This is a genomic window from Gordonia aichiensis NBRC 108223 (assembly GCF_000332975.1).
Classification (GTDB): domain Bacteria; phylum Actinomycetota; class Actinomycetes; order Mycobacteriales; family Mycobacteriaceae; genus Gordonia; species Gordonia aichiensis.
This window is the reverse complement of the sequence record NZ_BANR01000005.1, coordinates 93,806-119,029: the sequence shown is the minus strand read 5'-3', so window position 1 is coordinate 119,029 and position 25,224 is coordinate 93,806. Positions and strand designations below refer to the sequence as shown.

Annotated in this window: 25 protein-coding genes; 12 read left to right on the top strand and 13 right to left on the bottom strand. The window is 66.8% G+C overall.

The genetic code is table 11. The annotated features are described in order from the left end of the window. Positions 1 to 47: 47 nt before the first annotated feature. A complete protein-coding gene (zapE, locus tag GOACH_RS07815) occupies positions 48 to 1,064 on the bottom strand; it encodes a cell division protein ZapE (protein ID WP_005173065.1) in 1,017 nt (338 codons plus the stop codon). A gap of 35 nt (positions 1,065 to 1,099) precedes the next feature. Here zapE and GOACH_RS07810 point away from each other — a divergent pair, with 35 nt between their 5' ends. The 4 genes from GOACH_RS07810 to msrB all read left to right on the top strand — a co-directional run bounded on the left by GOACH_RS07810 (position 1,100) and on the right by msrB (position 5,334). Then, positions 1,100 to 1,852 (top strand): pyrimidine reductase family protein, encoded by a 753-nt coding sequence (locus tag GOACH_RS07810; RefSeq protein ID WP_005173064.1) that lies wholly within the window; start codon positions 1,100 to 1,102, stop codon positions 1,850 to 1,852. A 14-nt stretch (positions 1,853 to 1,866) separates the two neighbouring features. After that, positions 1,867 to 3,480, top strand: coding sequence for an alpha/beta hydrolase (locus GOACH_RS07805; RefSeq protein ID WP_245551844.1), 1,614 nt, complete (start codon positions 1,867 to 1,869; stop codon positions 3,478 to 3,480). Positions 3,481 to 3,569: 89 nt separating this feature from the next. Continuing rightward, positions 3,570 to 4,823, top strand: a complete 1,254-nt coding sequence (locus GOACH_RS07800; RefSeq protein WP_005173059.1) for a glycosyltransferase family 87 protein — start codon at positions 3,570 to 3,572, stop codon at positions 4,821 to 4,823. Positions 4,824 to 4,878: 55 nt separating this feature from the next. Then, complete coding sequence (msrB, locus tag GOACH_RS07795; RefSeq protein WP_005173056.1) at positions 4,879 to 5,334, top strand: peptide-methionine (R)-S-oxide reductase MsrB; 456 nt, start codon at positions 4,879 to 4,881, stop codon at positions 5,332 to 5,334. A 43-nt stretch (positions 5,335 to 5,377) separates the two neighbouring features. Here msrB and hemQ read toward each other — a convergent pair whose 3' ends face one another. The 3 genes from hemQ to hemE all read right to left on the bottom strand — a co-directional run bounded on the left by hemQ (position 5,378) and on the right by hemE (position 8,640). Then, positions 5,378 to 6,073 carry a hydrogen peroxide-dependent heme synthase gene (hemQ, locus tag GOACH_RS07790; protein WP_005173054.1) on the bottom strand — a complete coding sequence of 232 codons (696 nt, stop codon included), beginning with the start codon at positions 6,071 to 6,073 and terminating at the stop codon, positions 5,378 to 5,380. 109 nt (positions 6,074 to 6,182) lie between these two features. Further along, complete coding sequence (gene hemG / locus GOACH_RS07785) at positions 6,183 to 7,595, bottom strand: protoporphyrinogen oxidase (RefSeq protein WP_005173052.1); 1,413 nt, start codon at positions 7,593 to 7,595, stop codon at positions 6,183 to 6,185. 19 nt (positions 7,596 to 7,614) lie between these two features. Next, positions 7,615 to 8,640, bottom strand: a complete 1,026-nt coding sequence (gene hemE, locus GOACH_RS07780; RefSeq protein ID WP_005173050.1) for a uroporphyrinogen decarboxylase — start codon at positions 8,638 to 8,640, stop codon at positions 7,615 to 7,617. A 143-nt stretch (positions 8,641 to 8,783) separates the two neighbouring features. Between hemE and GOACH_RS07775 the strand changes: the two genes are divergently transcribed. Together GOACH_RS07775 and GOACH_RS07770 are read left to right on the top strand one after the other, a co-directional pair. Then, positions 8,784 to 9,422, top strand: a complete 639-nt coding sequence (locus GOACH_RS07775; protein ID WP_005173048.1) for a DUF3000 domain-containing protein — start codon at positions 8,784 to 8,786, stop codon at positions 9,420 to 9,422. Next, on the top strand, positions 9,419 to 10,717 hold the full coding sequence (locus GOACH_RS07770; protein ID WP_005173046.1) for an HRDC domain-containing protein: 1,299 nt from the start codon (positions 9,419 to 9,421) through the stop codon (positions 10,715 to 10,717). The genes GOACH_RS07775 and GOACH_RS07770 overlap by 4 nt, the downstream gene beginning before the upstream one ends. A gap of 22 nt (positions 10,718 to 10,739) precedes the next feature. Here GOACH_RS07770 and dxs read toward each other — a convergent pair whose 3' ends face one another. The 3 genes from dxs to GOACH_RS07755 form a co-directional block, all read right to left on the bottom strand. Then, a complete protein-coding gene (gene dxs, locus GOACH_RS07765) occupies positions 10,740 to 12,731 on the bottom strand; it encodes a 1-deoxy-D-xylulose-5-phosphate synthase (RefSeq protein WP_005173044.1) in 1,992 nt (663 codons plus the stop codon). 105 nt (positions 12,732 to 12,836) lie between these two features. Beyond that, the gene (locus GOACH_RS07760) at positions 12,837 to 14,186 is read right to left on the bottom strand and encodes a class I SAM-dependent RNA methyltransferase (protein ID WP_005173042.1); all 1,350 of its coding nucleotides are present in this window, start codon (positions 14,184 to 14,186) and stop codon (positions 12,837 to 12,839) included. Then, a complete protein-coding gene (locus GOACH_RS07755) occupies positions 14,183 to 16,186 on the bottom strand; it encodes an APC family permease (protein ID WP_174320816.1) in 2,004 nt (667 codons plus the stop codon). Before GOACH_RS07755 ends, GOACH_RS07760 begins: the two co-directional genes overlap by 4 nt. A 226-nt stretch (positions 16,187 to 16,412) precedes the next feature. On the opposite strand from GOACH_RS07755, the gene GOACH_RS07750 reads away from it, so the two are divergent. Further along, on the top strand, positions 16,413 to 17,078 hold the full coding sequence (locus GOACH_RS07750) for a potassium channel family protein (protein WP_040518031.1): 666 nt from the start codon (positions 16,413 to 16,415) through the stop codon (positions 17,076 to 17,078). Positions 17,079 to 17,087: 9 nt separating this feature from the next. Beyond that, entirely contained in the window at positions 17,088 to 17,747 is a 660-nt protein-coding gene (locus tag GOACH_RS07745; protein ID WP_005173035.1) for a potassium channel family protein, read from the top strand. Positions 17,748 to 17,757: 10 nt separating this feature from the next. On the opposite strand, the gene GOACH_RS07740 is transcribed toward GOACH_RS07745, so the two are convergent. Both GOACH_RS07740 and GOACH_RS07735 read right to left on the bottom strand, forming a co-directional pair. Then, positions 17,758 to 18,411, bottom strand: coding sequence for a DUF3159 domain-containing protein (locus GOACH_RS07740; protein ID WP_005173033.1), 654 nt, complete (start codon positions 18,409 to 18,411; stop codon positions 17,758 to 17,760). After that, positions 18,392 to 18,769 carry an OB-fold nucleic acid binding domain-containing protein gene (locus GOACH_RS07735; protein ID WP_005173029.1) on the bottom strand — a complete coding sequence of 126 codons (378 nt, stop codon included), beginning with the start codon at positions 18,767 to 18,769 and terminating at the stop codon, positions 18,392 to 18,394. The genes GOACH_RS07740 and GOACH_RS07735 overlap by 20 nt, the downstream gene beginning before the upstream one ends. 122 nt (positions 18,770 to 18,891) lie before the next feature. Between GOACH_RS07735 and GOACH_RS07730 the strand changes: the two genes are divergently transcribed. Further along, complete coding sequence (locus tag GOACH_RS07730; protein WP_005173026.1) at positions 18,892 to 19,644, top strand: alpha/beta hydrolase; 753 nt, start codon at positions 18,892 to 18,894, stop codon at positions 19,642 to 19,644. A 33-nt stretch (positions 19,645 to 19,677) separates the two neighbouring features. On the opposite strand, the gene GOACH_RS07725 is transcribed toward GOACH_RS07730, so the two are convergent. After that, positions 19,678 to 20,514, bottom strand: a complete 837-nt coding sequence (locus GOACH_RS07725) for a DUF3710 domain-containing protein (RefSeq protein WP_040518028.1) — start codon at positions 20,512 to 20,514, stop codon at positions 19,678 to 19,680. Then, positions 20,514 to 21,068, bottom strand: a complete 555-nt coding sequence (gene dut, locus GOACH_RS07720; RefSeq protein WP_005173020.1) for a dUTP diphosphatase — start codon at positions 21,066 to 21,068, stop codon at positions 20,514 to 20,516. Before dut ends, GOACH_RS07725 begins: the two co-directional genes overlap by 1 nt. Positions 21,069 to 21,090: 22 nt before the next feature. Between dut and GOACH_RS07715 the strand changes: the two genes are divergently transcribed. Next, entirely contained in the window at positions 21,091 to 21,654 is a 564-nt protein-coding gene (locus tag GOACH_RS07715; protein WP_052003942.1) for a DUF3093 domain-containing protein, read from the top strand. A gap of 120 nt (positions 21,655 to 21,774) precedes the next feature. Here the strand turns inward: GOACH_RS07715 and GOACH_RS07710 are convergent, their stop codons facing one another. Next, a complete protein-coding gene (locus GOACH_RS07710) occupies positions 21,775 to 22,074 on the bottom strand; it encodes a DUF4193 domain-containing protein (RefSeq protein ID WP_005173015.1) in 300 nt (99 codons plus the stop codon). A gap of 374 nt (positions 22,075 to 22,448) precedes the next feature. Between GOACH_RS07710 and cei the strand changes: the two genes are divergently transcribed. After that, on the top strand, positions 22,449 to 23,162 hold the full coding sequence (gene cei, locus GOACH_RS07705; RefSeq protein WP_005173013.1) for an envelope integrity protein Cei: 714 nt from the start codon (positions 22,449 to 22,451) through the stop codon (positions 23,160 to 23,162). A 55-nt stretch (positions 23,163 to 23,217) separates the two neighbouring features. Here the strand turns inward: cei and GOACH_RS07700 are convergent, their stop codons facing one another. Then, complete coding sequence (locus GOACH_RS07700; RefSeq protein WP_005173011.1) at positions 23,218 to 24,123, bottom strand: inositol monophosphatase family protein; 906 nt, start codon at positions 24,121 to 24,123, stop codon at positions 23,218 to 23,220. 179 nt (positions 24,124 to 24,302) lie between these two features. Between GOACH_RS07700 and ppgK the strand changes: the two genes are divergently transcribed. Beyond that, positions 24,303 to 25,088, top strand: a complete 786-nt coding sequence (gene ppgK / locus GOACH_RS07695) for a polyphosphate--glucose phosphotransferase (protein WP_005173009.1) — start codon at positions 24,303 to 24,305, stop codon at positions 25,086 to 25,088. Positions 25,089 to 25,224: the final 136 nt, after the last annotated feature.

Genomic DNA, 25,224 nt, shown 5'->3' with positions numbered 1-25,224 from the left:
ACGCCGAGCCGTCAGTGAACACTCGAACACTGAAATTCGAGAGACGCTCAGCCGATCGCCGATTCCGACGATCGCGACAATGCGAGAAGGCGCGACGTCGCACGAAGATACTTCTTGCGGTAACCACCTGCGAGCATCTCGTCGGTGAAGATCTCGTCGAGTTTCCCGCCCGACACCGTGACCGGGATGTCCGCGTCGTACAACCGGTCGGCGAGCACGACGAGCCGTAGCGCCACCGACTGGTCTTTGGCGGGATGCACGCCGCTGATGCACACCAGGGAGACGCCGTCGACCAAGGCCTTGTACTTGGAGGGGTGCAGGGTGCTCAGGTGTTCACTGAGAGCGTCGAAATCGTCGAGGGTCGCGCCGGGCGTCGACTCCGCGAGAGCGACGAGGTCGGCTTCGCTGCGGGGGTCGGGAGCAGGCGGGAGGTCGCGATGACGGTAGTCGGGTCCGTCGACCCGGATCGTGTCGAAGACGGACGCGAGCTTGCGGATCTCCCGTAGGAAGTCCTGCGCCGCGAAACGGCCTTCACCCAATTGCCCGGGCAGTGTGTTCGACGTCGCGGCGATCGAGACGCCCTGCGCGGTGAGCTCGGCGAGCAGCCGGGAGATCAGCATGGTGTCGCCCGGGTCGTCGAGCTCGAACTCATCGATACACAGCACCGAATGGTCGGAGAGCCGTTCGACGGCCTGCATGAAGCCGAGCGCCCCGACGAGGTGCGTGACCTCGACGAACGTCGCGAACGACTTAGGTTCGGGCATCGCGTGGTAGATCGACGCCAACAGGTGGGTCTTGCCGACACCGAACCCGCCGTCGAGATAGAGCCCGATCCCCTGTTGTTGCTTGTTGCGCGAGAACAGCCCGCGTTTGCCACCCCTGACCTTGCGGGCGCGAGTGACGAAGTCGCGCGCGGCGTCGACCGCGGCGGACTGCGTAGGCTCGTTCGGGTCCGGGATGTAGGTGTCGAAGCTGACCTCGTCGAAGGTCGGTGGAGGCACCATCTCATCGATGAGAGCGTCGGGAGACACGACCGGATTGCGGTCGACAAGACTAGCCACCATATCCGGAGCGTAGCGATACCAGTCGAGAGGACGAGATGCTCTACCTGCAGAAAGCGACCCAGGTCACATTCTCTCCGGAGAGCAGCCTCACCGAGCTGGCTGATCTGTACGCCTATCCCTCCGATCGCGGCCGGGCGTGGCTCCGGGTCAACATGATCTCGACGCTCGACGGCGCCGCGGCCATCGACGACAAGTCGGGTGGGCTCGGCGGCGCCGGCGACAAAGCGATCTTCCGAGTTCTGCGGGGGCTGTGCGACGTCGTTCTGGTGGGCGCGAAGACCGCAATCGCAGAGGGATACGGCCAACCGCAACCCGACGCCGACTTCGCCGAGCGCAGATCGGCGGCTGGGCAGACCCCTGCACCGCGACTGGCACTGACGTCGCGTTCACTCACCATCGACCCCGACTTCAGACCGCTCCACGACCCGGGCACTGTCGTTCTCACCTGCGCCCAGGCCGACCCCGATCGCCGTGCACGGCTGCTCGATGCGGGCGCCACGCTGGTCGACTGCGGCGATGATTCCCTCGAGCCCGATGCCGTGACGACCCACCTTGCCGCGAGCGGATCACCACGAATCCTGTGCGAGGGAGGCCCGAGCCTGCTCGGCTCGTTCATCGATGCCGACCTCGTCGACGAACTGTGCCTCACGACCAGTCCGAACCTGCTGTCCGGCGACGCACCTCGCATCGCGCACAGCGACCGGGGCAACCCCTCGCTGCATCACCTGCGTCCCGTGCACCTCCTCACCGACACCGACGGCTACGTCTTCAGCCGGTGGAGCCGTTGACTACGCTCGCCCTCATGGGATCTGCGCGAGGCCGACACCGACGACCCTGGCGTCTTCGCCACCCCTCGACCTCCGGCATCGGTGCCGTCTGCGCACTGCTCGTGGTCCTCGTGGTGTCCTCGTGCGCCGTCGGCCCCGACACCGGCCCGGGACTCGTACCGGCGGGCGACGGCGGCGGCGAGCGATCGCCCGCCTCATCGAGTGCCGCACCGCAGATCGCCGCACTGCAGAAGCCCCGCAACGAACTCGACTGGCGCGAGTGTGGCAGCCGGGTCGCACGCGACTTCTCGACGTCGGCACCGAGCGGCGTGACGATCGAGTGCGCGAGCCTGCCCTCGCCCATCGATCCCGATCGTCCAGGCGACACGATCGACGTCGCCCTCACCCGCGCCAGGACCGCCGACACGCCCGCCGACGCCCCTCCCCTCGTACTGACGTCGGGTTCCGACCTGCCCTCGTCGCGCACCCTCATGCTCCTCGCAGGCGGGCCGGGTAAAAAGCTCCTCGCCGCCAACCCGGTGGTCGCCGTCGACAGACGTGGGATCGAACGAAGCGGAGCCCTCGACTGCTTGACACGCGATGAACGTTCGACCATTCGGAACAACGGGCTCGCGGCCGGGTCGTCGGACACCTCCGCACGACTGACACGACTCTCGGCGGCGGCCTCGACCGCCTCGGACGGCTGCACAGAGACCTTGACGCCGAACCAACTACACTTCGGCATCTCCTATGCCGCGTCGGACCTCGAATCGCTTCGGGAACGCTGGGGTGTCGACAGGCTCGGTCTGATCGGCGTGGGAGAAGGGTCGGATGTGGTGATCGCGTACACCGCGCAGTACGGCGGTCGTACGGGTCGCATCATCCTCGATACACCGACCCCGTTCGGCGCGAATGCCCGCGACACGGGGGCCAGCGAGGCGACGGGAGTCCAGGCGGCGTTACGGACCTTCGCCCAGCGCTGTTCGGCATTGCCATCGTGTGCTTTCGGCGCGAATGGAACCCAGACGATGCAGAGCGTTCTGGACAAAGGCCGCGACGGTCGCCTCGGCGGCATGTCCGATACCGACGCACTGGCTGCGATCACCACTGCGCTGGCACTGGCACCCAACGATTCCGACGGAATCAATTCCGTGGCGTCGGCCGTTGCGTCCGCCGACCGCGGCGATACCCGCACACTCGCACGACTGGCCGACAACGCGGCGGCGTTGCGTGAATCCGACGGACAGCTGGTCGCCGCGTGTAACGACGTGTCGGGACCGATCGGTCAGAATGAGATTCCCGGTCTCGCCACCACCTGGAGCAAGCAGAACCCGCTCACCGGCACCACCTCGGCGCTCACGCTCGGCAGGTGCCTCGGCTGGGCGTCGACACCCACGGTCAACCCCCCGAACTCCTACCCTGTTCCGCCGCTGCTGCTGAACGGAACAGGTGACCCGGTCAATGGAGGCGACGGCATCGCAACGGTCAACACGGTGCTCACCAAGGCCGGTGCCGACTCGGTCGGCGTGACGTGGGACGGCCTCGGCTACTCGGTGCTCGCCCGCAGCGACTGCGCAGCCGACGTCGTGACCGACTACGTCAAGCAGGCTCCGCTGAGCGGGCCGTCCGAACGCGGCTGCCCGACCTGACCCTTCACCGCTGCGCACATCGCCAAAGGATGCGGCTCGCACGGCGGGGTCACCTCGGTGTCGGCCACCACTCGTAGTACGGTTCGCGGGTGGCCTCTCTCGACCGGATTCTCTACCCACAGATGAACGTCCAGCGGATCATCCCGCTGGTGCTGTGGCCGCTCACCATCATGACGGCCATCCACCGGTCGGTGATCCTTGCCGTCAACGGCGACCGCACCGACGACTTCTCGCCCGTCTACCAGGCTGCGTTGCGGTTCATGAACAACCAGCCGGTCTACAACGAGAACCTCAACACCGTTGACCCCCACTATCTGTATCCGCCGTCGGGCACGCTATTGATGGCACCGATCTCGGTGATCGATCCGCAGACGTCGCGATGGATCTTCATCGGCGTGAGTGTGGTGGCGCTGGTGATCTCGGCGATTCTGTTGACGAAGCTGTTCGGCTATTCGATCAGGTCATGGGTGCTGCCCACGATCCTCTTCTTCTTTTTCATGACGGAGTCGACCGCGCACACCCTGATCTTCACCAATTTCAACGCCTTTGTGCTACTTGGCATGTCGGCGTTCATGCTCCTGATGATGAAGCGCCAGGACCTCTGGGCCGGCGTCCCGATCGGACTGACCATCGCGGTGAAGCCGGTACTGGCGCCGTTGCTGTTGCTCCCGCTCCTCAATCGTCAGTGGCGCATCCTCGTCACCGGAATCGGCGTGCCGCTGATTCTGATGATCATCGCGTGGCCACTGTCGGCGGATCCGGAAGCGTTCATCGATCGGACGATCCCCTATCTCGGTGAGGCACGCGACTACTACAACAGCTCTATCGCGGGCAACGGCGCCTACTTCGGTGTTGCGCCGTGGCTGGTGCTCGTCCTGCGCATCGCCTTCGTCCTGATGGCAGTGTTCGCCCTGTGGTTCCTCTACCGGTACTACCGGACCACAAATGAACTGCTCTGGCTGACCACGTCGTCGGGCGTGCTGCTGACGACCACGTTCCTCGTGGGTGCACTCGGTCAGGGCTACTACTCGATGTTGCTCTTCCCGCTGGTGATGACCGTGCTGATCCCCGGCTCCACAATGCGGAACTGGCCCGCATGGCTCGGCGTGTACGGCTGCATGACGTTCGACTCGTTCTACTCGCGGGAGTGGACGGCCTTCGGCTGGATGCTCGAGTACAACAAGGTCACCTACGGTTGGTCGCTGCTGATGATCGCCGTGTTCTGCTCGCTGCTGTTCCGCTACCTCGACATCCGCGGCAAGGGCGAGCCGGTTGTGCAGTCACGACCGCAGAGTTCGCACACCCCGTCGGCGACCAAGGAGTCGGCAACAGCCGCATCGTGAATCACGGGGCCGCTCAGTTGTGGCAAAGCCATTCGGCCGCTCGTACCGTTGGAGCATGACCTCCGAGATTTCAGGAAGCCCGTCAGCATCCGACCGACAGACCCCCGACCAATTGTCCGACCTCACCGATGAGCAATGGCGCGAACGCCTGTCCCCGCAGGAGTACCGCGTCCTGCGACAGGCGGGCACAGAGGCCCCGTTCGTCGGCGAGTACACCGACACCAAGACCACCGGCGTCTATCGCTGCCGTGCGTGCGGCGCCGAACTGTTCCGCAGCGACCAGAAGTTCGACTCGCACTGCGGCTGGCCGTCGTTCTTCTCCCCCCTGGCGGGTGACGCGATCATCGAACGCACCGACGACTCCCTGGGCATGACACGCACCGAGGTGCTGTGTGCGAACTGTGGAAGCCACCTCGGACACGTGTTCGCCGGCGAGGGATACGACACCCCGACAGACCTGCGCTACTGCATCAACTCGATCAGCCTGACGCTCGAACCAGAGCAGGACTGATCACGGCGGGCTGGTCACGGCAGGGCTGGTCACGGCAGGCTGGTCACGGCAGGGCGTCGACGAGGTCGGTGACCTCGGTGCGCGGACCGGTGAAGAACGGGACCTCCTCGCGCACGTGACGGCGTGCCTCGGTGGCACGCAGATCACGCATGAGGTCGACGATGCGGTGTAGTTCAGGCGCCTCGAAGGCGAGCAGCCACTCGTAGTCGCCGAGCGCGAACGACGCGACGGTGTTGGCGCGCACGTCCTTGTATCCGCGAGCGGCCATGCCGTGTTCGGCAAGGATCGTTCGACGCTCGTCGTCGGGCAGCAGGTACCAATCGTAGGACCGCACGAACGGGTAGACGCAGATGTACTTCGCTGCCTCCTCGCCCGCAAGGAACGCCGGAACGTGGCTCTTGTTGAACTCGGCAGGGCGGTGCAGGGCCGCGGCACTCCACACCGGATCGCACGCCTTGCCGAGCACGGTCTCACGCCGGAATCGGCTGTAGGCAGCCTGCAATTGCTCGATCTGCTCGGCATGCCACCAGATCATGAAGTCGGCGTCGGCTCGCAGGCCGGAGACGTCGTACACACCACGTACCACGACACCCTGATCCTCCAGCGACTTGAAGAAGTCTGTCGCGTCGGACTTCACCTGGTCCCGATCGTCGCCGAGCTCGCCGGGGCGCACGGCGAAGACCGAGAACATGAGGTAGCGGATCGTCGAATTCAGCGCGGTGTAGTCGAGTCGGCTCATACCACCAATCGTGCCACCGGCCGACTGTCAGCCGTCAGCCAGGTGGTGGTCTCGACAAGCCCGTCCGCAGACAAACCCGTTGACCGACCGCGACTCGACCAGCCGAGATCTACGCCCCGAGCGCGGCGACGAGGCGCTCGACGGCTCGACCGGCCTGGCCGATGCACGCAGGTACTCCGACACCCCGCACCGCGTTGCCCGCGAGCGCGAGCCCCGCGGGAAGGGCGTCCTCGGCATGGGCGATCGCAGCGAGATGGCCCGGCGCGTACCGCGGCAAGGTCCATCGCTGCACCACGGTATCGACGATGCGACCGGTCACCGAGTCGATGCCTGCCGCCGCGCACACCCGGTCCAGATCGGCCGCCGCCCACTCGCGCAGCATGCCGTCGATCCCCGGCTGCGCGTCCTCTCCGGGCACCGGTTGCCCATACCGGCCGAACGACGCGCGAACCGACACAGCCGCTCCCGGCTGACCGAGATGCGCCCACTTCCGCGAACTCAGAGTGAATGCCTTGGCTCGCAGATCCTCTCCCGTGGCCACGAGGACACCGGAGTTGTCGGGCAGCGCGGTGTGGGGCGCGAGGGTCATGGACACGACCACCGACTTCGCGCGCTCAATGGCACGCAGGGTCGACGCGACCTCGGGCGCCGCGCGTTGCAGCATGTGGCCGGTCATCCATGCGGGCGCCGCGAGCACCACCCCGTCGTAGCTCGCGTCAGCAACCGGCTGATCGCCGGTCAACAGTGCCCACCGCCCGTCGTCGCGCCGGATGTCCGTCACGGCCGCACTGAAGCGCAGATCAGGGCGTGCGGCGTCGGAGAGCGCGTCCACGAGCACGCGATAACCACCGATCAGCGTGCCGAACACCGGACCGGAGGCGGTCGGATTGTCGAGGAGCTCGCGCACGGCTTCGGTCAGACTCGACGCACCCGCGTCCAGCCGCGCGGCCAGCGCCGGAAGCGCCTCGCGCAACCCGATGTCGGCGGCGAGGCTCGAGTACACGCCGCCGAGCATCGGGTCGACGCTGCGCGAGACCACCGACGGGCCGAACCGGTCGGCAACGAGGTCTCCCACCGAGATATCGCTGCCGGGTACCCATTCGAATGGGCGGTCGGGCTCGGCCGCCATCCGCGCGAGATCGCCCGGGTCGGCCAGATCCGCCACCGCGTCGGGCGTGGCGGGAATCCCCATCAACGCGGGCCGCGGCATCTCGCGCAGGCGACCACGCGCCCACAGGGCGGGGCGACGCCCGGTCGGCGAGACCACCCGATCCGCCAGACCGAGCTCGGTGACAAGCCCCAATGCCTCCGGGCGACGCACGATGAAGGCCTCTGCTCCGACGTCGATGCCGATGGGATCCGCACCTGGGCTACCGACGTCGACGGTCTTGAGGATCCCGCCTACCCGCTCGTCCGCCTCGTAGACGTCGATGCGCGCGTCGGGACCGAGTCGTTGCCTGAGCCGGTAGGCCGCGGTGAGACCCGAGATCCCCGCACCGACCACAGCGACGTCGATGGTCATGTCCTCACCTCACGGACGTTCAGATCGTGTGGACCAGCTCGACGGTCCGCGTGATGACGTCGGGATCGGTCCCCGGCAGCACACCGTGCCCGAGATTGAAGATGTGTCCGCGCGCGCCATGGGCAATGGCACGCTGCCCCTCCGCGACGATACGTCGCACGTGCGCGTCGACGACGGCATCACCAGCGAAAAGCACTGTGGGATCGAGGTTTCCCTGAACAGCAACGTCTCCGTCGACACGGCGAGCGGCCTCGTCGAGCGGTACCCGCCAGTCGACGCCGATGACGTCCGCCCCGACCTGCGTCATCGAAGAGAGCAGTTCTCCGGTTCCGACGCCGAAGTGGATGCGCGGCACCCCGAAGTCGGAGACCTCGGCGAGCACGCGTGCGCTGTGCGGCGCGACAAATGTCCGGTAGTCGGCGCCCGAGAGCGCTCCGGCCCACGAATCGAAGAGCTGGATGGCGTCGACACCCGCGTCGAGCTGTGCGCGCAAGAAAGTGATCGTGATGTCGGCGAGGTGCCCCATCAGCGCGTGCCAGAGCTCGGGTGCGGAATACATCATCGACTTGGTGATGGTGTAATTGCGGCTCGGCCCGCCCTCGATGAGGTACGAGGCGAGAGTGAAGGGCGCTCCGGCGAAACCGATCAACGCGGTCTCGTCGTCGAGTTCGTCGAGAATCAGCCCGACTGCGCGCGCGATGGCACCGACCGACTGCGACTCGAGGGCCGGGAGCGCCGCCACGTCGTCTGCCGTGCGCACCGGGTGTTCGATGACCGGCCCAGTGCCCGCGACGATGTCGAGGTCGATGCCCGCAGCCTTCAGCGGCACGACGATGTCGGAGAAGAGGATCGCGGCGTCGACATCGTGACGTCGCACCGGTTGCATCGTGATCTCGCAGACCATCGCCGGGTCGAAACACGACTCGAGCATGCCGTGATCAGCGCGGATCGCGCGGTATTCGGGAAGTGAGCGCCCTGCCTGTCTCATGAACCACACGGGACGTCGCGTGGGCGTGCCACCGGTCGCCGCTGCGACGAGGGGCATCCGGGAGTGGTTTCGGCGGGTGCGGACACGTTGTGACATCACCGATCACTCTGCCATGTGCGACGAACCCGCAGCCCGCCGAGGCCCAACCTCGCCCGGCGCGCCTCCGGCGCGGGTCGGGCACCTCGCCTTACCGTCGAGATGTGACCTCTTCTGGAGCTCCGACGGAGCCTGCTGACTTCCGCACAGCGGTCGAGTCGCTGCATACCGCCCAGATCCGGCGCGATATCGAGGTCGGCCCGATCCGTCCGCCGCAGCGGCTCGCACCGTACAGCTACGCGGTCGGCGCCGAAGTCCGTGTGCCCGACGCCGACGACGACGTACCGGTCGACTCGTCGGGAAGCGCCTTCGGTCGACTGGTCCTGCTCTACGATCCGGCAGGCCAGGACGCCTGGAACGGCACCATGCGCCTCGTCGCATACATCCAGGCAGAGGTGGAGGCCGCGCTGGCCATGGACCCGTTACTGCCCGAGGTCGCGTGGAGTTGGCTGGCCGACGCCCTCGGGGTCGAGGTCGGCGCGACGTCGGGCGACGGTGCACAGACATCACGAACCGGCGAACCGATCGTCGTCACCGCGCTGGGCGGCACCGTGACATCGACGACGTCGGTGCGCTACGGCGACATAGCGGGTCCCCCACGGGCACATCAGCTCGAATTGCGGGCCTCGTGGACCGCTCCGACCGCCGAAGGACTCGGCGGACACCTCGAGGCGTTCTGCGACGTGCTGTCGTCTGCCGCAGGCCTTCCGCCGGTCGGGGTCACCGAACTCGGCGCGGTATGAGCGTCTCCGACGATCGGCCCTCCGATCGCGGCGCCGGAACCGAGGTCGACGCCGAGCCCGTCGTCGAACCACTGCTCTCACCCGCCGACGGCGTCCCGCCGGTACTCTCCCGTGCCGCCGACTTTTCCGCTGCCGCCGAGCGACTGGCCGCAGGCTCCGGCCCGATAGCCGTCGACACCGAGCGTGCATCGGGATATCGGTACTCGCAGCGGGCCTACCTCATCCAACTGCGCCGTACGGGCGCAGGCAGCTTTCTCCTCGACCCGATCAGCGAGCCCGAGGCACTTGCGCCGGTGATCGAGGCTCTCGACGGTCCGGAGTGGGTTCTCCACGCTGCCGACCAGGACCTGCCGTGTCTGAGGGAGCTCGGTTTCCACTGTGAGACGGTCTTCGACACCGAACTCGCGGGTCGACTCCTCGGTGAGCCCAAGGTCAACCTGGCCGCGATGGTCGCCACCCACCTCGGGCTCGGCCTTCAGAAGGGCCACGGCGCCGCGGATTGGTCGCGACGGCCACTGCCCGACGACTGGCTCAACTACGCCGCCCTCGACGTCGAGGTTCTCGTCGAGTTGCGCGACGCCGTGCAGGCGGCGCTGATCGAGGCCGGCAAGGACGAGTGGGCCCGCCAGGAGTTTCAGCACGTCCTCGACCGCCCGGCCCCGCCTCCACGAATCGACAGGTGGCGCAAGACCGCGAACGTGCACACGGTGAAGAACGGTCGCTCGTTGGCCGCCGTCCGCGAATTGTGTTCTGCGCGTGAAGAACTCGCACAACGCAGGGACGTCGCACCGGGCCGGATTCTGCCGGACTCGGCCATCGTCACCGCCGCCAACGCGATGCCGACCTCGGTGGCCGAGTTGACCCGGCTCCCGGTCTTCGGTGGTCCGCGTCAGCGTCGTCAGTCCGGCATCTGGTTCGGGGCGATCGAGCGGGCGCGCACCCTCCCAGACTCCCAATTGCCCTCGAAACGCGGGCCCACAGTAGGACTTCCGCCGATCAGCAGGTGGGAGCAACGCGATCCGGAGGCCGCAGCGCGCATCGCGCGGATACGCCCGGTGGTCAAGGAGATCGCCGAAAGCAACACCGTGCCGGTTGAGAACCTGCTCGCACCCGATCTGGTCCGTCAACTCGCGTGGGACGGAGTCGCGTCGCCCGCGACCCCCGATGTCGTGGACGCCTACCTCGCCGCGGGCGGAGCACGACCCTGGCAACGCGAACTCACCGACGTCGCACTCGCAGAGGCACTGACCGCTGCCGCGGAGCGCGCATCGGACGAGGCCGACCGCAACGATTGATGGCCGACTGACGGCGGGCGCCTCAGCCCCTCCGCTCGCCCTCCGGCGTGTCGACGGCACTGTCCGTGCTGACCGCACTGTCGGGGACGTCGACGGACTCGTCTGCGTGCTCGAGCTCTGGCACCGTTTCCATCCCGGATACGGTCGCGGTGATCGATCGCGCCAGATCCTGCGCCGTCAGGCCGAGTTCGGCGAGTATCTCACCACGCGACGCGTGCTCGACGAATCGCTGCGGGATCCCGCGCAGCTGCACCGGCACGGGCACCTCCGCGGCGGAGAGAGCAGCGCTGACGGCGGCACCGACTCCCCCACTCACACCACTGTCCTCGAGCGTGACCACGAGCCGGTGCCTGCGGGCGAGGTTGACGATGGACGGCGCGACGGGCAAGACCCACCGCGGGTCGACGACCGTTGCGTCGATGCCCTGCTTCGCGAGCCGGTCGGCGGTGTCGACCGCCAGACCACAGAATGCGCCGACCGCGACGATGAGTACATCGCCCGCAGCAGTTCCGACCCCGGGCGAGGACCGACGCAACACGTCGACGCCGTCGTCGAGGCGCTCTACTGCGCGGATATCTTCGGGCACAGCGCCTTTCGAGAAGCGCAGCGCTGTGGGTCCGTCGTCGACGCTCAGCGCTTCGTCGAACTCCTCACGCAGCCGCACGGCGTCGCGCGGTGCAGCGACACGCAGGCCGGGCACCATCGCCATCAGTGAGAGGTCCCACATTCCGTGGTGACTCGGGCCGTCGGGCCCGGTGATGCCAGCACGGTCGAGGACGAGCGTGACGGGCGCACGCAGCAGCGCGACATCCATGAGGAGCTGGTCGAAGGCTCTGTTGAGGAACGTCGAGTAGATGGCGACGACCGGGTGCATACCGCCGAGCGCGAGGCCCGCTGCCGAGGTGAGTGCGTGTTGCTCGGCGATCCCGACGTCGAACATCCGGTCCGGGTACTTCGCGCCGAACGGGGCGAGTCCGGTCGGGCCTGGCATCGCGGCGGTGATGGCAACCACGTCCGGCCGCGTCGCACCGGCCTCGAGCAGCGCTGCGGAGAAGACCGACGTCCAGTCCTGAGCCGACACCGACTTCGCACGACCGGTCTTGGGATCGATGACACCGGTCGAGTGCATCTGATCGGCCTCGTGGTTCTCGGCGTGGATGTATCCGTTGCCCTTGCGGGTCACGGTGTGCACGATCACCGGACCGCCGAACGACCGCGCGTGGGTGAAGGCGGCCTCGAGTGCCTCGACGTCATGGCCATCGACCGGTCCGACATACTTCAGCCCGAGGTCGGTGAACATCTGCTGCGGCGCGAGGAGGTCTTTGATGCCGCTTTTCATGCCGTGCAGGACCGCATAGGCGGGGCCACCCACGACCGGCAGCATCTGCATCACGCGTCGGCCCTCGTCGAGGAGCCTCTCATAGCCGGGCTGAAGCCGCAGTCCCGAGAGGTGCTTGGCGACACCGCCTATGGTCGGGGCATAGGAACGGCCATTGTCGTTGACGACGATCACCACCGGGCGATCGGAGTCGGCGATGTTGTTGATCGCCTCCCAGCACATGCCACCGGTGAGCGCCCCGTCACCGACCACGGCGACCACGGTGCGGTCCTGCCCGGTCAGGGCGAACGACTTCGCCAGCCCGTCGGCGTAGCTCAGCGCTGCCGACGCGTGCGAGGACTCGACCCAGTCGTGCTCACTCTCGGCACGGTCCTGATAACCCGTGAGGCCGTTACGCTGCCGCAGTTCGTCGAAGCCTGCCGCCCGCCCGGTGACGATCTTGTGCACATAGGACTGGTGCCCGGTGTCGAAAATCACCGGGTCGACGGGTGACTCGAAGACACGGTGCAGCGCGAGAGTGAGTTCGACGACTCCCAGATTGGGGCCGAGGTGACCGCCGGTAGCCGATACCTTCTCGATCAGGAACTCCCGGATCTCCCCGGCGAGAACGACCACCTCATCGGCAGACAACGCCTTGAGATCGGCCGGGGATGAGATCCGCTCGAGCACACTCATCGAGTCCTCCTACTACGCGCACCGGCCGCGCGGGCTTGTCGCGGTCGTGCCGCACAGTCTACGGATCCCGGTCGGGTGCTCCCGGTCACCACATGCTCGACCTCGTCACACTCCGGCAGACGAGATCGGCACGAGCAGAGCGATCGCCTCGACGTGATGCGTCAGCGGAAAGGCGTCGAATGCCCGCATCCTGATGACTGCGTACCCGCGTTCGGTGAACAGTGCCAGGTCACGTGCGAACCGTGCGGCGTCGCATCCGACGTGCACGACGACCTCGGGTGAGGCGGCGACGATCCGATCGATGACCCGCGTGCCCGCGCCGGTGCGCGGCGGGTCGAGTACTACGACGTCCGGAGACGGCAACGATTCGATCACCGCTGCGACCTCACCCCGGTGTGTGTCGACCGACGCACCCTCCGCGGCGAACACCTCCTCGGCGGCGACGAGGGCTGCGGCGTCGGAGTCGACGATGTGCACCCGGCCGGGATTTAGGGTGTCGACGAGTGCGCCGGCCAGGATTCCCGCACCGCCGTAGAGATCCCAGCACGTCGGCGACCGCGAGATCGACGTCGAGCTCACGAACTCGGCGACGGTGTCTGCATAGACGGTCGGCGCCGCCCGATGCGCCTGCCAGAAGCCCGTCACCGGGATCGACCACACCCGATCGCCCACACGGTGCGCAGCGAATGCGTCGCCTTCGAGTACCGTCGTGGCCCTGCGTGATTCAACGCTGCGTCGACGACGCTGTGCAGCACTCCTGCCCCGATCGCGACGGCCGCGGCGGTGTGGCGGTGCTGCGGGCGCGATCTCGGTGAGGTGCCTGCGACCCGCGTCGTCTCCGACGACGGCCAACTCGGCGCCGGGTGTGAAGCGTCGCTCGTCGAGTCCGTCGAGAAGTCCGGCAACGGGCTGCACACAATCGGCCCCCACCACGACGTCGCCGCTGTGGAACCGATGCTGTCCGCACCGGCCCTCGCCGTCGATCGCCAGCCGGGTGCGCACGCGCCAGCCGGTGGCGTCGTCGGACAGCGAACGGAGGGCGATGGCTGGAGGCGCGTCGGGATCCGTGTCGTCGGCGCACCAGTCGTGCACGCGGTCGGCGGTGAAATGACCCACCCTGACGAGCACATCCTCGAGTGCCTGCGCCTTCAGCGCCCTCGCGTAACCGGGTTCGATGAATGCGAGGTCGCAACACCCCGCGCCGTGAGCCGCGGCCGGGCAGATCGCATCGACGCGATGTGGTGAGGGGTCGCGGACGGCGACGGCCTCTGCGCGCCAGAACGACTCCGATCGGGTGTCGACGACGCGCGCCTCGACCGTCTCGCCGGGAATCGCTCCCCGGACGAACATCACCCGACCGTCATCGAGGCGTCCGACCGCTTCTCCCCCGTTCGCGGGACGATCGACGCGCACGGTGACCGCAGGTGTCTCTGGTAGCTGTGCGGAGCAACTCACTGTCCGCCCAATGCGCGTCGAGTGTCTCCGGGTGCGTTGTATTCGAGGTCATCGCGACGACGGTCCGAGGAGGTGAGCTGCCACGGTACCGAGGTGACCATCACGCCCGGCTCGAAGAGCAGTCGGGTCTTGAGCCGCAGCGCCGACTGGTTGTGCAGGATCTGCTCCCACCAGTGCCCCACCACGTACTCGGGGATGAAGACCGTGATCACGTCGCGCGGATGTTCGCGGCGGACGCGGCGAACATACTCGATGACCGGGCGGGTGATCTCACGATACGGCGACGCGATCACCTTGAGCGGGACCGTGATGTCGCTCTCCTCCCACTGCGACACGAGGATGCGGGTATCGCGGTCGTCGACGTTGACGGTGATGGCCTCGAGCACGTCCGGTCGTGTCGCCCGCGCGTAGAGCAGCGCACGCTTGGTGGCCATGTGCAGCGTCGACACCAACACGATCGAATGCGTGCGACTCGGCAGGACCTGCTCGTCCTCGGCCTCGACGCGCTCGAGTTCACGCTGAACCGACGCGTAGTGATGGTGGATCAGCTTCATCAACACGAAGAGGATGACCATCGCCAGGATCGCGATCCAGGCACCCGCGGTGAACTTCGTGATGAGTACCACCACCAGCACGGTCGCCGTCATCACCAGGCCGACCGAGTTGATGATCCGCGATTGCATCATCCGACGCCGCGCGCGCGGATCGGTCTCGGTGCGCAACAGGCGCGTCCAGTGCCGCACCATTCCCGCCTGGCTGAGCGTGAACGAGACGAACACTCCGACGATGTAGAGTTGGATGAGCGCGGTGACCTCGCCACCGAACGCCACCACGAAGGCGATGGCCGCCACCGCGAGGAAGATGATGCCGTTGCTGAAGGCAAGCCGGTCACCGCGAGTGTGCAGCTGACGGGGCAGAAATCGGTCCTGCGCGAGGACCGAACCGAGGACCGGGAACCCGTTGAACGCGGTGTTGGCCGCCAGCATCAGGATCAATGCCGTCGCCACCGCGACGAAGTAGAACCCGAACGGGAAACTCTCGAACACCGCCTGCGCCAACTGCGCGATGAGCGCTTCCTGCTGATATCCCGGCGGCGCGCCGATCAGATCCCGAGCGGGATCCGACACGTACTTCGCGCCGATCCGCTCGGCGAGCATCACGATGCCCAGCAGCAGGATGATCGCGATGGTGCCGAGCATGAGCAGCGTCGTCGCAGCGTTGCGAGACTTGGGTTTCCGGAATGCGGGTACGCCGTTGCTGATGGCCTCGACACCGGTCAGCGCCGCGGAACCGGACGAGAAGGCCCGCGCGACCAGGAAGATGAATGCGATGCCTGCGAGATGTGTGTTCTCGGCGCGGATTCCGAAGTCGGCCGTCTCGGCCCGCACGTCCTTGCCGAGAACGAAGATCTCGATGACCCCCCACAGCAGCATGGCGATCACGCCGAAGATGAACGCATAGGTCGGGATCGCCAGCACCGAACCGGACTCCTTGATGCCGCGTAGATTGACCGCGGCGAGCACCACGATCGCGGCGACGCAGAACCACACCCGGTGCTCGTGCACGAACGGCAGCGCCGATCCGATGTTCTCCGCAGCGGAGGAGATCGACACAGCGACGGTGAGCACGTAATCGACAAGCAGCGCGCTGCCGACGACCAGGCCGGCATTGGAGCCGAGGTTGACCGTGGCGACCTCGTAGTCGCCGCCGCCCGACGGATACGCGTGCACGTTCTGTCGGTAGCTGGCGACGACGACCGCCATGACGACGGCGACGGCGAGTGCGATCCACGGGGCGAGGGTCATGGCGGACAGACCGGCGACCGAGAGCACCAGGAAGATCTCCTGCGGCGCGTAGGCGACCGACGACATCGCATCAGAAGCGAAGACGGGTAGCGCGATCCGCTTGGGCAGCAGCGTGTGGCCCAATGTGTCGCTACGGAAGGGTCTGCCGAGAAGCAGCCGTTTCGTCGCGACAGACGCCTTTGACACGGTGGACACCACGCAACACTAAGACCTCACGCTGGTCTGCGGCCACTACGGCCCCCACGTGCCCGATTTCCCCCCGCCGGGAGTGTGCGCGGGCGTGTCCCGGGCGACTTCGCCCGGCCCGATGTCGCCGAGGTGATCGGGCGGGTAGGTTCAAGGCGCGCGGACATTCGGTAGGACACCACCTGCACCGACACAGCACCGCGCCCACGAGTAGCGAGCCCACGAGAGGATCGATGTGCGGGTAGTCATCATGGGGTGCGGACGAGTGGGATCGTCCCTGGCGATGGCCATGCAGAAGCGCGGTCACCAGGTTGCCATCATCGACCGCGATCCCGCGGCGTTCACCCGACTGTCCGACGACTTCACCGGCGAGCAGATCGTCGGGGTCGGGTTCGACCGCGACGTCCTCGGGCGCGCCGGGATCCAAAAGGCCGACGCGTTCGCCGCAGTCTCCTCTGGCGACAATTCCAACATCATCGCCGCACGGGTGGCCCGCGAGACGTTCGACGTCCCGCGCGTCGTCGCCAGAATCTACGACGCCAAGCGTGCGCAGGTGTACGAGCGACTGGGGATTCCCACCGTCGCGACGGTGCCGTGGACCACCGAACGCTTCGTCTCAGCGCTTGGCGAGACATCGACAACAACCGAGTGGCGCGACCCCTCGGGAACCATCGCGATCGCCCAGCTCGACGTGCACGAGTCGTGGATCGGCATCACGTCCGTGAAGTTCCAAGAACTCTCTGGCGCCCGTCTGTCGTTTCTCAACCGCCACGGCAAACCGATCCTACCCGAGGCCAAAACCGTTCTGCAGCAAGATGATATCGTCTTCGCCTCGGTTCGCCTGGACGATCTCGCCGACGTGCGCGCGCTCGTCGCCGCGCCCCTGGCCCACGCTGATTAGAGGAGAGAGATGAAAGTCGCGATCGCAGGCGCGGGCGCAGTCGGCCGCTCGATCGCCCGTGAGCTCATTGCCGCGGGACATGAAGTGACGTTGTTCGAGCGTCTGGCGAGCCACATCGACGTCGACGCGGTCAGCGGGGCCACCTGGCTGCTCGCCGATGCGTGCGAGCTGACCAACCTCGAGCGGGCGGGCCTGCAGTCCTACGATGTGATGATCGCAGCCACAGGCGACGACAAGGCCAACCTCGTCGTCAGTCTTCTGGCGAAGACGGAGTTCGCGGTCAGCAGGGTTGTCGCCCGCGTCAACGATCCCCGCAACGAGTGGTTGTTCGGAGAGGACTGGGGAGTCGACGTCGCGGTGTCGACACCGCGCCTACTCGCCTCCCTTGTGGAGGAAGCGGTATCGGTCGGTGATCTGGTGCGGCTCATGACATTTCGTCAGGGGCAAGCCAACCTCGTCGAACTCACACTGCCTCCCGATACTCCGCTCGCAGGCAAACCGGTGCGCAAGATCGATCTGCCGCGGGATGCTGCGCTCGTGGCCATCATCCGCGGAGGTCGCGTGATCGTGCCCGAACGCGACGATCCGCTCGAAGGCGGTGACGAGTTGGTCTTCGTGGCCGCCGTCGAGGTCGAGCCCGCGCTGCACGCCGCCATCCATGTGAGCTGAGTGTCAGCAGTCAGGCGCGTACTGCACGCCGCACCAGAACCACCGTCACGACGACCGCGAGCGCGGTGAGCGGCCAGCCCATACCGATCCGTGCCGCCGCGAGCCAACCGGTGTCACCGCTGTCGTAGAGCGACGACTGGGCGAGGTAGCGCCCCGCGAACACCAGGCCCCAGAATGCTGTGGCGATGTCGTAGGCCAGCAGCGTTCTGCGGTCGCGACGCCACCGCGTGCCCGCGCCGTTGACGTAGTTCCAGGCCACGCCCACCAGCGGCCACCGAAGCAGGATCGAGGCGAGCAGAATGCCTGCGTACGCAAGCGATGTCCAGATGCCGAAGAGAAAGTAGCCCTTCGCATCGCCGACCCGGTGAGCGATGAACACACAGATCGCGACACCGAGGAATCCCGACACGGCCGGGGCGAGTCCGTCGTGCCGAAGCAGTCGCGCGATCGCGAGCACCACAGCAGTGGCGAGCGCAGCGATGATGGCTGCCGTCATCCCGACGGCGGCGTTGACGGCGACGAACACGACGACCGGGATCGTCGACGAGATCAGACCTGATACGCCGCCGAGCTGGTCGAGAACGGTCGGAGTCGGTTGTCTTTCTCGTAGTACTGCGTCGTTATCCGTCGCGGCGTCGAAACCGTCAGTCTTCTCCGTCGCCATGCAACTCGTAGTCAGGGTTGTAGATCACCTTGGTGCCGTCGTGTTCGCCGAGGCGTCCGCTGACCGTGATCTTGCGTCCTGGTTCGATGCCTGGGATGCGGTTACGACCCATCCATTTCAGAAAGACGACGTCGCTACCGTCGAAGAACTCGGCCTTGACCCCGCTCTTGGCGGTGCGCGAACAGGTTTCGACCGCACGCAACTCGCCGTGCATCGTCACTTCGTCGCCGCGTGAACACTCCACCGCGCGCTGGGCGCCGGTGGCCGCCGATTCCGCCGCGATCTTCTCCGCATCCGCCTCGCCGAGATCTTCGGTGAGCCGCTTGGTCAGTCGCTTGAGATAACCGGCTGTGGGCATCACAACCTCCAAGTACACATCGTGTTTCGGGCCCGGCGTATCGGTGTTGAAACCAACCGAGCCGCACCCGGTCAGCCTAGACCCCTACGCTCTTCACTGACAACGCGCGGCATCATCGGTTCATGCCCTCGTACGACACCGCTCCCTCACCGGCCCCGACCGCGCTCATCGCCATGCCGGGGACAGGTTCGGACGATGACTACATCCGACGCGCGTTCGGTGCGGCCGCGCGACTGCTCGACGTCGAACTCGTCGCCCTCGCACCGACGGCAGATCTCCTACCCGGCTACATCCGTGCACTCGACGCAGCAGCATCCGAGCACGAGGCGATCCTCGTCGGCGGCGTGTCGATCGGAGCTGTGACCGCACTGCGCTGGGCGCTCGACCAACCGCTGTATGGGCGCATCGGCGCCTGTGCCGGCGTCCTCGCGGCGCTGCCGCCGTGGAGTGGCGAGCCGACGAGATCTCCTGCCGCAGCCAGCGCCCGACTCACCGCCGACGCCATCGAGAGCGACGGACTCGACGCGACGATCGCTGCGATGGTTGCGACCAGCCCCGACTGGCTCGGCGTCGAATTGAGCCGCTCGTGGCGCGCACAGTCACGCGACCTCGTCGCTCAGTTGCGTGCAGCAGCTCGGTGCGTGGCGCCGACGGCGGACGAGATTGCGACCCTGACCGCGCCACTGGCGATCACCGCCGCGATCGACGACCCGCTGCATCCCCACGAGATCGCCGAGGAGTGGTCGGCGGCCGCCCCGTGCGCGGACGTCGTCGACGTCGGATTGACCCAGTGGGGCACCGACCCGGCAGTGCTTGGCACGACCTGCGCGCGCACCTGGCTACGCCTGCGCGCCGCAGCGACGATGCGCGAATGAGCACCTGCTGAGGCGGGTGCGTCGATCTGGGATTCAGCGACGCCGACGGAATCGCTGCATGGCCGAGCCTGCGGAGCGGGGCTCGTCTCCGGAGCCGACATCGTCACTGGCCGCGGGTTCCGCTGGACCAGGGCCATCCCCGACGCCCGACCCCGATGAGGGCGGCACCCGCTGTGCCTCGTCTGACGGAGCGGGCGCACTCTCGGGGACGACGACACCCGACGGGACCTCGCCGCCCTGGGCTGCAGCGTCGTCGAACATCTGCTGCTGGGCGGCCGCGACCTGTTCGGCGAGAACCGGCGGCAGCACCAAGGGCAGCATCTCGCGCGGCGGTGCGGGCTCGGTGCCGCGTCGGACGACCGACTCCGCGAGCACGGCACGGGAGAGCTGAGCCAATTCGACCGCGGTCTCGGTCGGCCCGCTGGCCACCAGCCGCACCATCCAGCGCGGACCGTCGACGCCGATGAAGCGATGACTTCCGCCCGGCACCTCTGCAACGATCTCGCGACCCCAGTGGCCGTCCTCGATACTGGTTGTCGCGCCGTCGTTCTTCAGCGACTCGACCAGCTCGCCCACCACCTCACGCCACAGACCAGGTGACTTCGGTGCGGCGAACGCCGCGACGGTGATCCGCCCGTAGGGCGTCACCAGGTAGACGGCCTCCGGCTGATGGTCGGCGGTCATCTCGACGGTGACCTGGCCGCCCTCGACGACAGGAACGAGCACTGCACCGAGATCGAGATGCGACTTCTCGAGATCGTCGGCCGGCGTGTCGAGTTCGGTGATGTCGTAGGGACCACGCGCCTGACCGATGAGGAGTGGCTGATCGGACGTGTCCGGCGTCGACGTCGTTTCGGGGTCTCGTGCCATCACGTCGGGTTCTCCTCGTTCGCGTTGTCGCCTACGGGACCCGGGCCGTTACCCGGATCGACAGACCCCCCGGTGGTCAGTATGGCGTGTCCGCCGCTCGATCCGTAGCCACCCTCGCCGCGTGCCGTCTCGTCCAGCGCGTCGACCTCGACGAAGTCGGCGAGTTCGACCCGCTGGATCACCAACTGCGCGATGCGATCTCCACGTGTGATGCTGATCGTCTCCGACGGGTCGAGGTTGATCAGACACACCTTGATCTCGCCCCGGTACCCGGCATCGATGGTCCCGGGAGTGTTGACGATCGACAGACCGGCACGCGCAGCAAGTCCCGACCGTGGATGGACAAGGCCGACCGTGCCGATCGGTAGCGCCACAGCGATCCCGGTACCGACGAGTTGCCTGCGCCCGGGCGGTAGCTCGACGTCGATGGTCGAACACAGGTCGACGCCCGCGTCACCGACATGTGCGCGAGCGGGCAGTGGAATGTCGGGATCGAGTCGCTTCACAGGGACGGGACCGATCGGTGCAGCACCGGGGTCAGATTCTGCGGTCACGCACGCAGACTACGCTGACACTGTGACCCCATCCGAACCACCCGAGGAGACCGGGAACCGTTCGCCGCGCCCGGCCGCTACGGCAGCAGACCGCTATAGCGAACGTCTGCGTGTACCTCTCTGGTGGTGGCCGGCAGCCGCTGTGGTGACCGCCGTGGCCGGATATGAGATCCAGCTCTCGGCGCATCGCTCGTCGTGGAGTTTCGTCGGCTACATCGCCGTGGGCCTGCTGTGCGCATTTCTGCTGTGGTCGATGGGGCGGACGCAGATCAGAGTCAGCGCCGACGGCGTACTACATGCAGGCAAGGCTCAGTTGCCGAATTCTGTCATCGCGCGCGGCGCGAGCATCCCGGCGTCGGCCAAGAGCGCTGCGCTGGGCCGTCAACTCGACCCCGCCGCCTATCTCATGCACCACGCGTGGATCAAGACGATGGTGCTGCTGGTGCTCGATGATCCCGACGACCCGACGCCCTACTGGCTGGTGTCGACACGGCATCCCGAGCAGGTGCTCGCCGCGCTCGGCGTCGCCGATGCCAGCGCGAGCACCGCTGCGAACCCGGAGCACTCGGACCGCCATCAGGCCTGAACGAGCCGTGAGGCCGGACCCCGGAGCGTCGCAGCCGACCAGTGTCGGCGCTTCGAGCACCGGGAGCACGTAGAAAGCGGCGCAGCGATGCCGGAAGGATCCGGCACGCTGCGCGGCCGCTCAGGCGCAGTCGACGCAGATGAGTGAACTGCCGTTCTCCCGTGCCAACCGGCTGCGGTGATACACGAGGAAGCAACTGCTGCAGGTGAACTCGTCGGCCTGCTTGGGAATCACCCGGACGGAGAGTTCCTCTCCGGAGAGGTCAGCGCCGGGCAGCTCGAACGACTCGGCGGTGTCGGTCTCGTCGACATCGACCGCAGACGACTGGGCTTCGCTACGACGAGCCTTCAACTCCTCGAGCGAATCCTCGTTCAGGTCTTCGGTCTCCGTACGCCGCGGCGCGTCATAATCAGTAGCCATTGTGTGCCTTACTTGGTTGGAGTTGGAGCCGAGGAGGACTGGCTTGTGGCCGGTCGACCAATGAGCACGATGCCTGTCGGGGGATTGGATTTCGCCGACGTCACAACAACTCGTGGCGCCTGCAATTCGTTACCCCCAACCGAACAGATTTATGTGATGTCCATCACATACTCCGTAGGCTGGTCCATCCGTGTCTCGGACGGGGCGCCCGAACTGTAGTGCATCGCTTGTCCGCGGTCAACATCACGTGTACTCCGATTCATTCCCGATGCGTCCGGCCATCCCGACGCGCACGCGCGGGACCTGCCCCACCGACACCCGCCAACCCTCTAGAGTGAGGCGGAAGTTGATGCGTAGATGCGAGAAGGAGCACGGTGGTCTCGAGGATTACGGTCGGTTATCCCACCGATGACAAGGGACGCCCCTATCGACGTCGCCGGGCGCGACCTGCGATCATCGTCGCGGTCATCCTGCTCGTCGCCGGCGTGATCGCATGGGCCGTCGCGCTCTCCACGTCGACGGCAGACGCAACACCCACGAGCTGCAACCAGCCGACCCCGGCCAGTTCCTCGGTCGCAGCACCCCCGGTCGCCACGGCTCCTGCCGCGGCCTCGGCGAAGACACCGAAGCTCACCGTCGTTGATCGCGACCAGATGCTCGAGGTCGCCCCGGCTGCGCTCTCCACATTCCAGGTGCGCGTCCTCAACGCATCAACCCAGCGCGGTGAGGCACAGACCGTGTCAGACGATCTGACAGCCCAGGGGTTCAATCCGGTTGCCGACGGCGCGTATGCCGACGATGCGCTCTACCCCAACCGCGACCTCGACTGCGTGGCGCAGATTCGGTTCGGCCCCGCGGGAAAGGCCGCCGCGGCGTCGGTCTGGATCGCGATTCCGTGCGCCGAACTGGTCGACGACGGACGCCCCGGCACCTCGGTGGACGTCGCTCTCGGCGAGTACTACAAGGCGCGTGAGCAGTCGCAGGACACGCAGGCTGCCCTGGAGGCCCTCCGCTCGGCCGATCCGCAGAACCCCAAGACCGGCGCCGATCCCGGCGTCGTGCGCGCGGTTCACGCCCAATCCTGTTGACCGACACTGCTGTTCACTCAGAACGTAGGTTACGTCGTGGGAAACCGTCGAGCACTCACGTGATCGGCGACAGCGCACCGATCTCGTCCAGCAGCCCGAAGAACTCCTCTGCGATTCCCGGCGCCACCGCAACGGTGGCGTCGCCATCACCCGAACGCGAGTCGGGCAGCGGGGTGCGCACCAGCGCGCCTGCCTCCGATGCCACAAGTGCACCGGCAGCCCAGTCCCACGGACTCAATCCGTGCTCGATGTGTGCGTCCACCGCGCCGGAGGCAACCATGCACAGATCGAGCGCCGCGGCGCCTACCCGACGCAGATCACGCACCCGCGGTAGCAATCGGGCCATCAGTTCGCCCTGTGCGCGTCGACGCTCGACGTCGTAACCGAAGCCCGTCGCGACAAGCGCGAGGTCGACGCACGTGATCGGATTCGCATGCAGCCTGGTGCGCACGCCGTCACGCAATTCGTAGGCGCCACCTGAGAGCGTCGCCGTGTACACGACGTCGCGAGCAACGTCGACGACGGCGCCTGCCACCGACTTTCCGTCGACCTGTGCGGCAACCGATACCGCATATGCAGGGATCCCGTAGAGGAAATTCACAGTTCCGTCGATCGGATCGATCACCCATCGCACACCGGACGGGACCTCGACACTGCCGCCTTCCTCTTCTCCGAGGATCGCGTCACCGGGGCGTAGTCGACTCAGTCGCGAGCGGATGAGATCTTCGGATTCGGTGTCGGCCAGGGTCACCGGGTCGGTGGGCGTGGACTTGGTCGAGACAGCCGACGACGTGGCTTCGTCGGCCTCGCCCGCGCCCGTACGTCCGAACAACTCCGGTCGTCTTTTCCGCACATGCCGAGCCGCATCGGTGGCGACCTCGAGTGCCACCTCGCCGAGTCGCTCCACGTCGACGCCTGCGATCGTCTCGGTCGTGTCGGGCTTCTCGCGTGGGGTGTTCACGAGACCATCATGTCAGTTGCCGGAATCCCTCCCGCTCGGCGCCGCGGCGTCACCCGACGGTCACGCAACCGTCACCGTGCGACACGATTCCCACAAGATCCGCCCGTTGCACGTCACGCCTCGTTAGCCTGAAGATCGCATGATTGCGGACACCGCGATCCCCGAGAGAGGAAACCGCCATGACCGACTCTTCCACCTCCGCCAAGGATTCCGCCGGACCACGCGCGTTCGGCGTCGACGTCGGAGGGTCGGGAATCAAGGGCGGGATCGTCGACCTGACGACAGGGATGCTCGTCGGCGAACGCTACAAGGTCCTCACCCCCCAACCGGCAACGCCCGAAGCAGTGTCGCGGGGCGTAGCCGAGGTTGTGGGCCACTTCAATTGGGATGGGCCCGTTGGCATCACGCTCCCCGGCGTCATCACCGGCGGGACCATGCGCACCGCGGCGAACATCGACAAGGGATGGATCGGTACCAATACCTATGACCTCTTCGCCAAAGATCTCGGCGGCCGGGATCTGTCCGTCGTCAACGACGCAGACGCCGCGGGAATGGCAGAGGACGCACATGGGGCCGGACGCGGGGTCGACGGTGTGGTCATGCTGTTGACCTTCGGTACCGGCATCGGGTCGGCGATCCTCGTCAATGGCACGCTCGTACCGAACACCGAACTCGGACATCTGATCGTCGGCAAGAAGGAAGCCGAGCATCAGGCGTCCTCACGAGTGAAGGACGAGAAGGGCTGGTCCTACAAGAAGTGGGCGAAGAAGGTCAGCAAAGTCCTCGACGAGTACGAGGCACTCTTCTGGCCGTCGCTGTTCATCGCGGGCGGCGGCATCAGCCGCAAGGCCGACAAGTGGATTCCGCACCTGACGAACGAGACCAAGGTGGTGCCCGCCGCGCTCCAGAACACTGCCGGGATCGTAGGTGCCGCGATGGCGGTCGACCGCGGTCTCCAGCCCTGATCGTCGTCGAGATCTCGTCAGCCTTTCCGCCCCGGTCGTCAACGGTCGGCCGGGTCACGAAACACCACGCGATCGGCGCTGCGACAACCCGTCTGACCTGGCATTTGTCACATTCGGAGTGATGTTGTCGTTACAA

Excerpts from the sequence above, each read along its gene's own strand:
- zapE (WP_005173065.1), bottom strand. The coding sequence starts at position 1,064 with ATGGTGGCTAGTCTTGTCGACCGCAATCCGGTCGTGTCTCCCGACGCT.
- GOACH_RS07770 (WP_005173046.1), top strand. The coding sequence starts at position 9,419 with ATGAGCGTCTCCGACGATCGGCCCTCCGATCGCGGCGCCGGAACCGAG.
- hemE (WP_005173050.1), bottom strand. The coding sequence starts at position 8,640 with ATGCCCCTCGTCGCAGCGGCGACCGGTGGCACGCCCACGCGACGTCCC.
- GOACH_RS07710 (WP_005173015.1), bottom strand. The coding sequence starts at position 22,074 with ATGGCTACTGATTATGACGCGCCGCGGCGTACGGAGACCGAAGACCTG.
- hemG (WP_005173052.1), bottom strand. The coding sequence starts at position 7,595 with ATGACCATCGACGTCGCTGTGGTCGGTGCGGGGATCTCGGGTCTCACC.
- hemQ (WP_005173054.1), bottom strand. The coding sequence starts at position 6,073 with ATGAGCCGACTCGACTACACCGCGCTGAATTCGACGATCCGCTACCTC.
- msrB (WP_005173056.1), top strand. The coding sequence starts at position 4,879 with ATGACCTCCGAGATTTCAGGAAGCCCGTCAGCATCCGACCGACAGACC.
- GOACH_RS07735 (WP_005173029.1), bottom strand. The coding sequence starts at position 18,769 with ATGCCCACAGCCGGTTATCTCAAGCGACTGACCAAGCGGCTCACCGAA.
- GOACH_RS07810 (WP_005173064.1), top strand. The coding sequence starts at position 1,100 with ATGCTCTACCTGCAGAAAGCGACCCAGGTCACATTCTCTCCGGAGAGC.
- GOACH_RS07730 (WP_005173026.1), top strand. The coding sequence starts at position 18,892 with ATGCCCTCGTACGACACCGCTCCCTCACCGGCCCCGACCGCGCTCATC.
- ppgK (WP_005173009.1), top strand. The coding sequence starts at position 24,303 with ATGACCGACTCTTCCACCTCCGCCAAGGATTCCGCCGGACCACGCGCG.
- dxs (WP_005173044.1), bottom strand. The coding sequence starts at position 12,731 with ATGAGTGTGCTCGAGCGGATCTCATCCCCGGCCGATCTCAAGGCGTTG.
- GOACH_RS07740 (WP_005173033.1), bottom strand. The coding sequence starts at position 18,411 with ATGGCGACGGAGAAGACTGACGGTTTCGACGCCGCGACGGATAACGAC.
- GOACH_RS07725 (WP_040518028.1), bottom strand. The coding sequence starts at position 20,514 with ATGGCACGAGACCCCGAAACGACGTCGACGCCGGACACGTCCGATCAG.
- GOACH_RS07805 (WP_245551844.1), top strand. The coding sequence starts at position 1,867 with ATGGGATCTGCGCGAGGCCGACACCGACGACCCTGGCGTCTTCGCCAC.
- GOACH_RS07745 (WP_005173035.1), top strand. The coding sequence starts at position 17,088 with ATGAAAGTCGCGATCGCAGGCGCGGGCGCAGTCGGCCGCTCGATCGCC.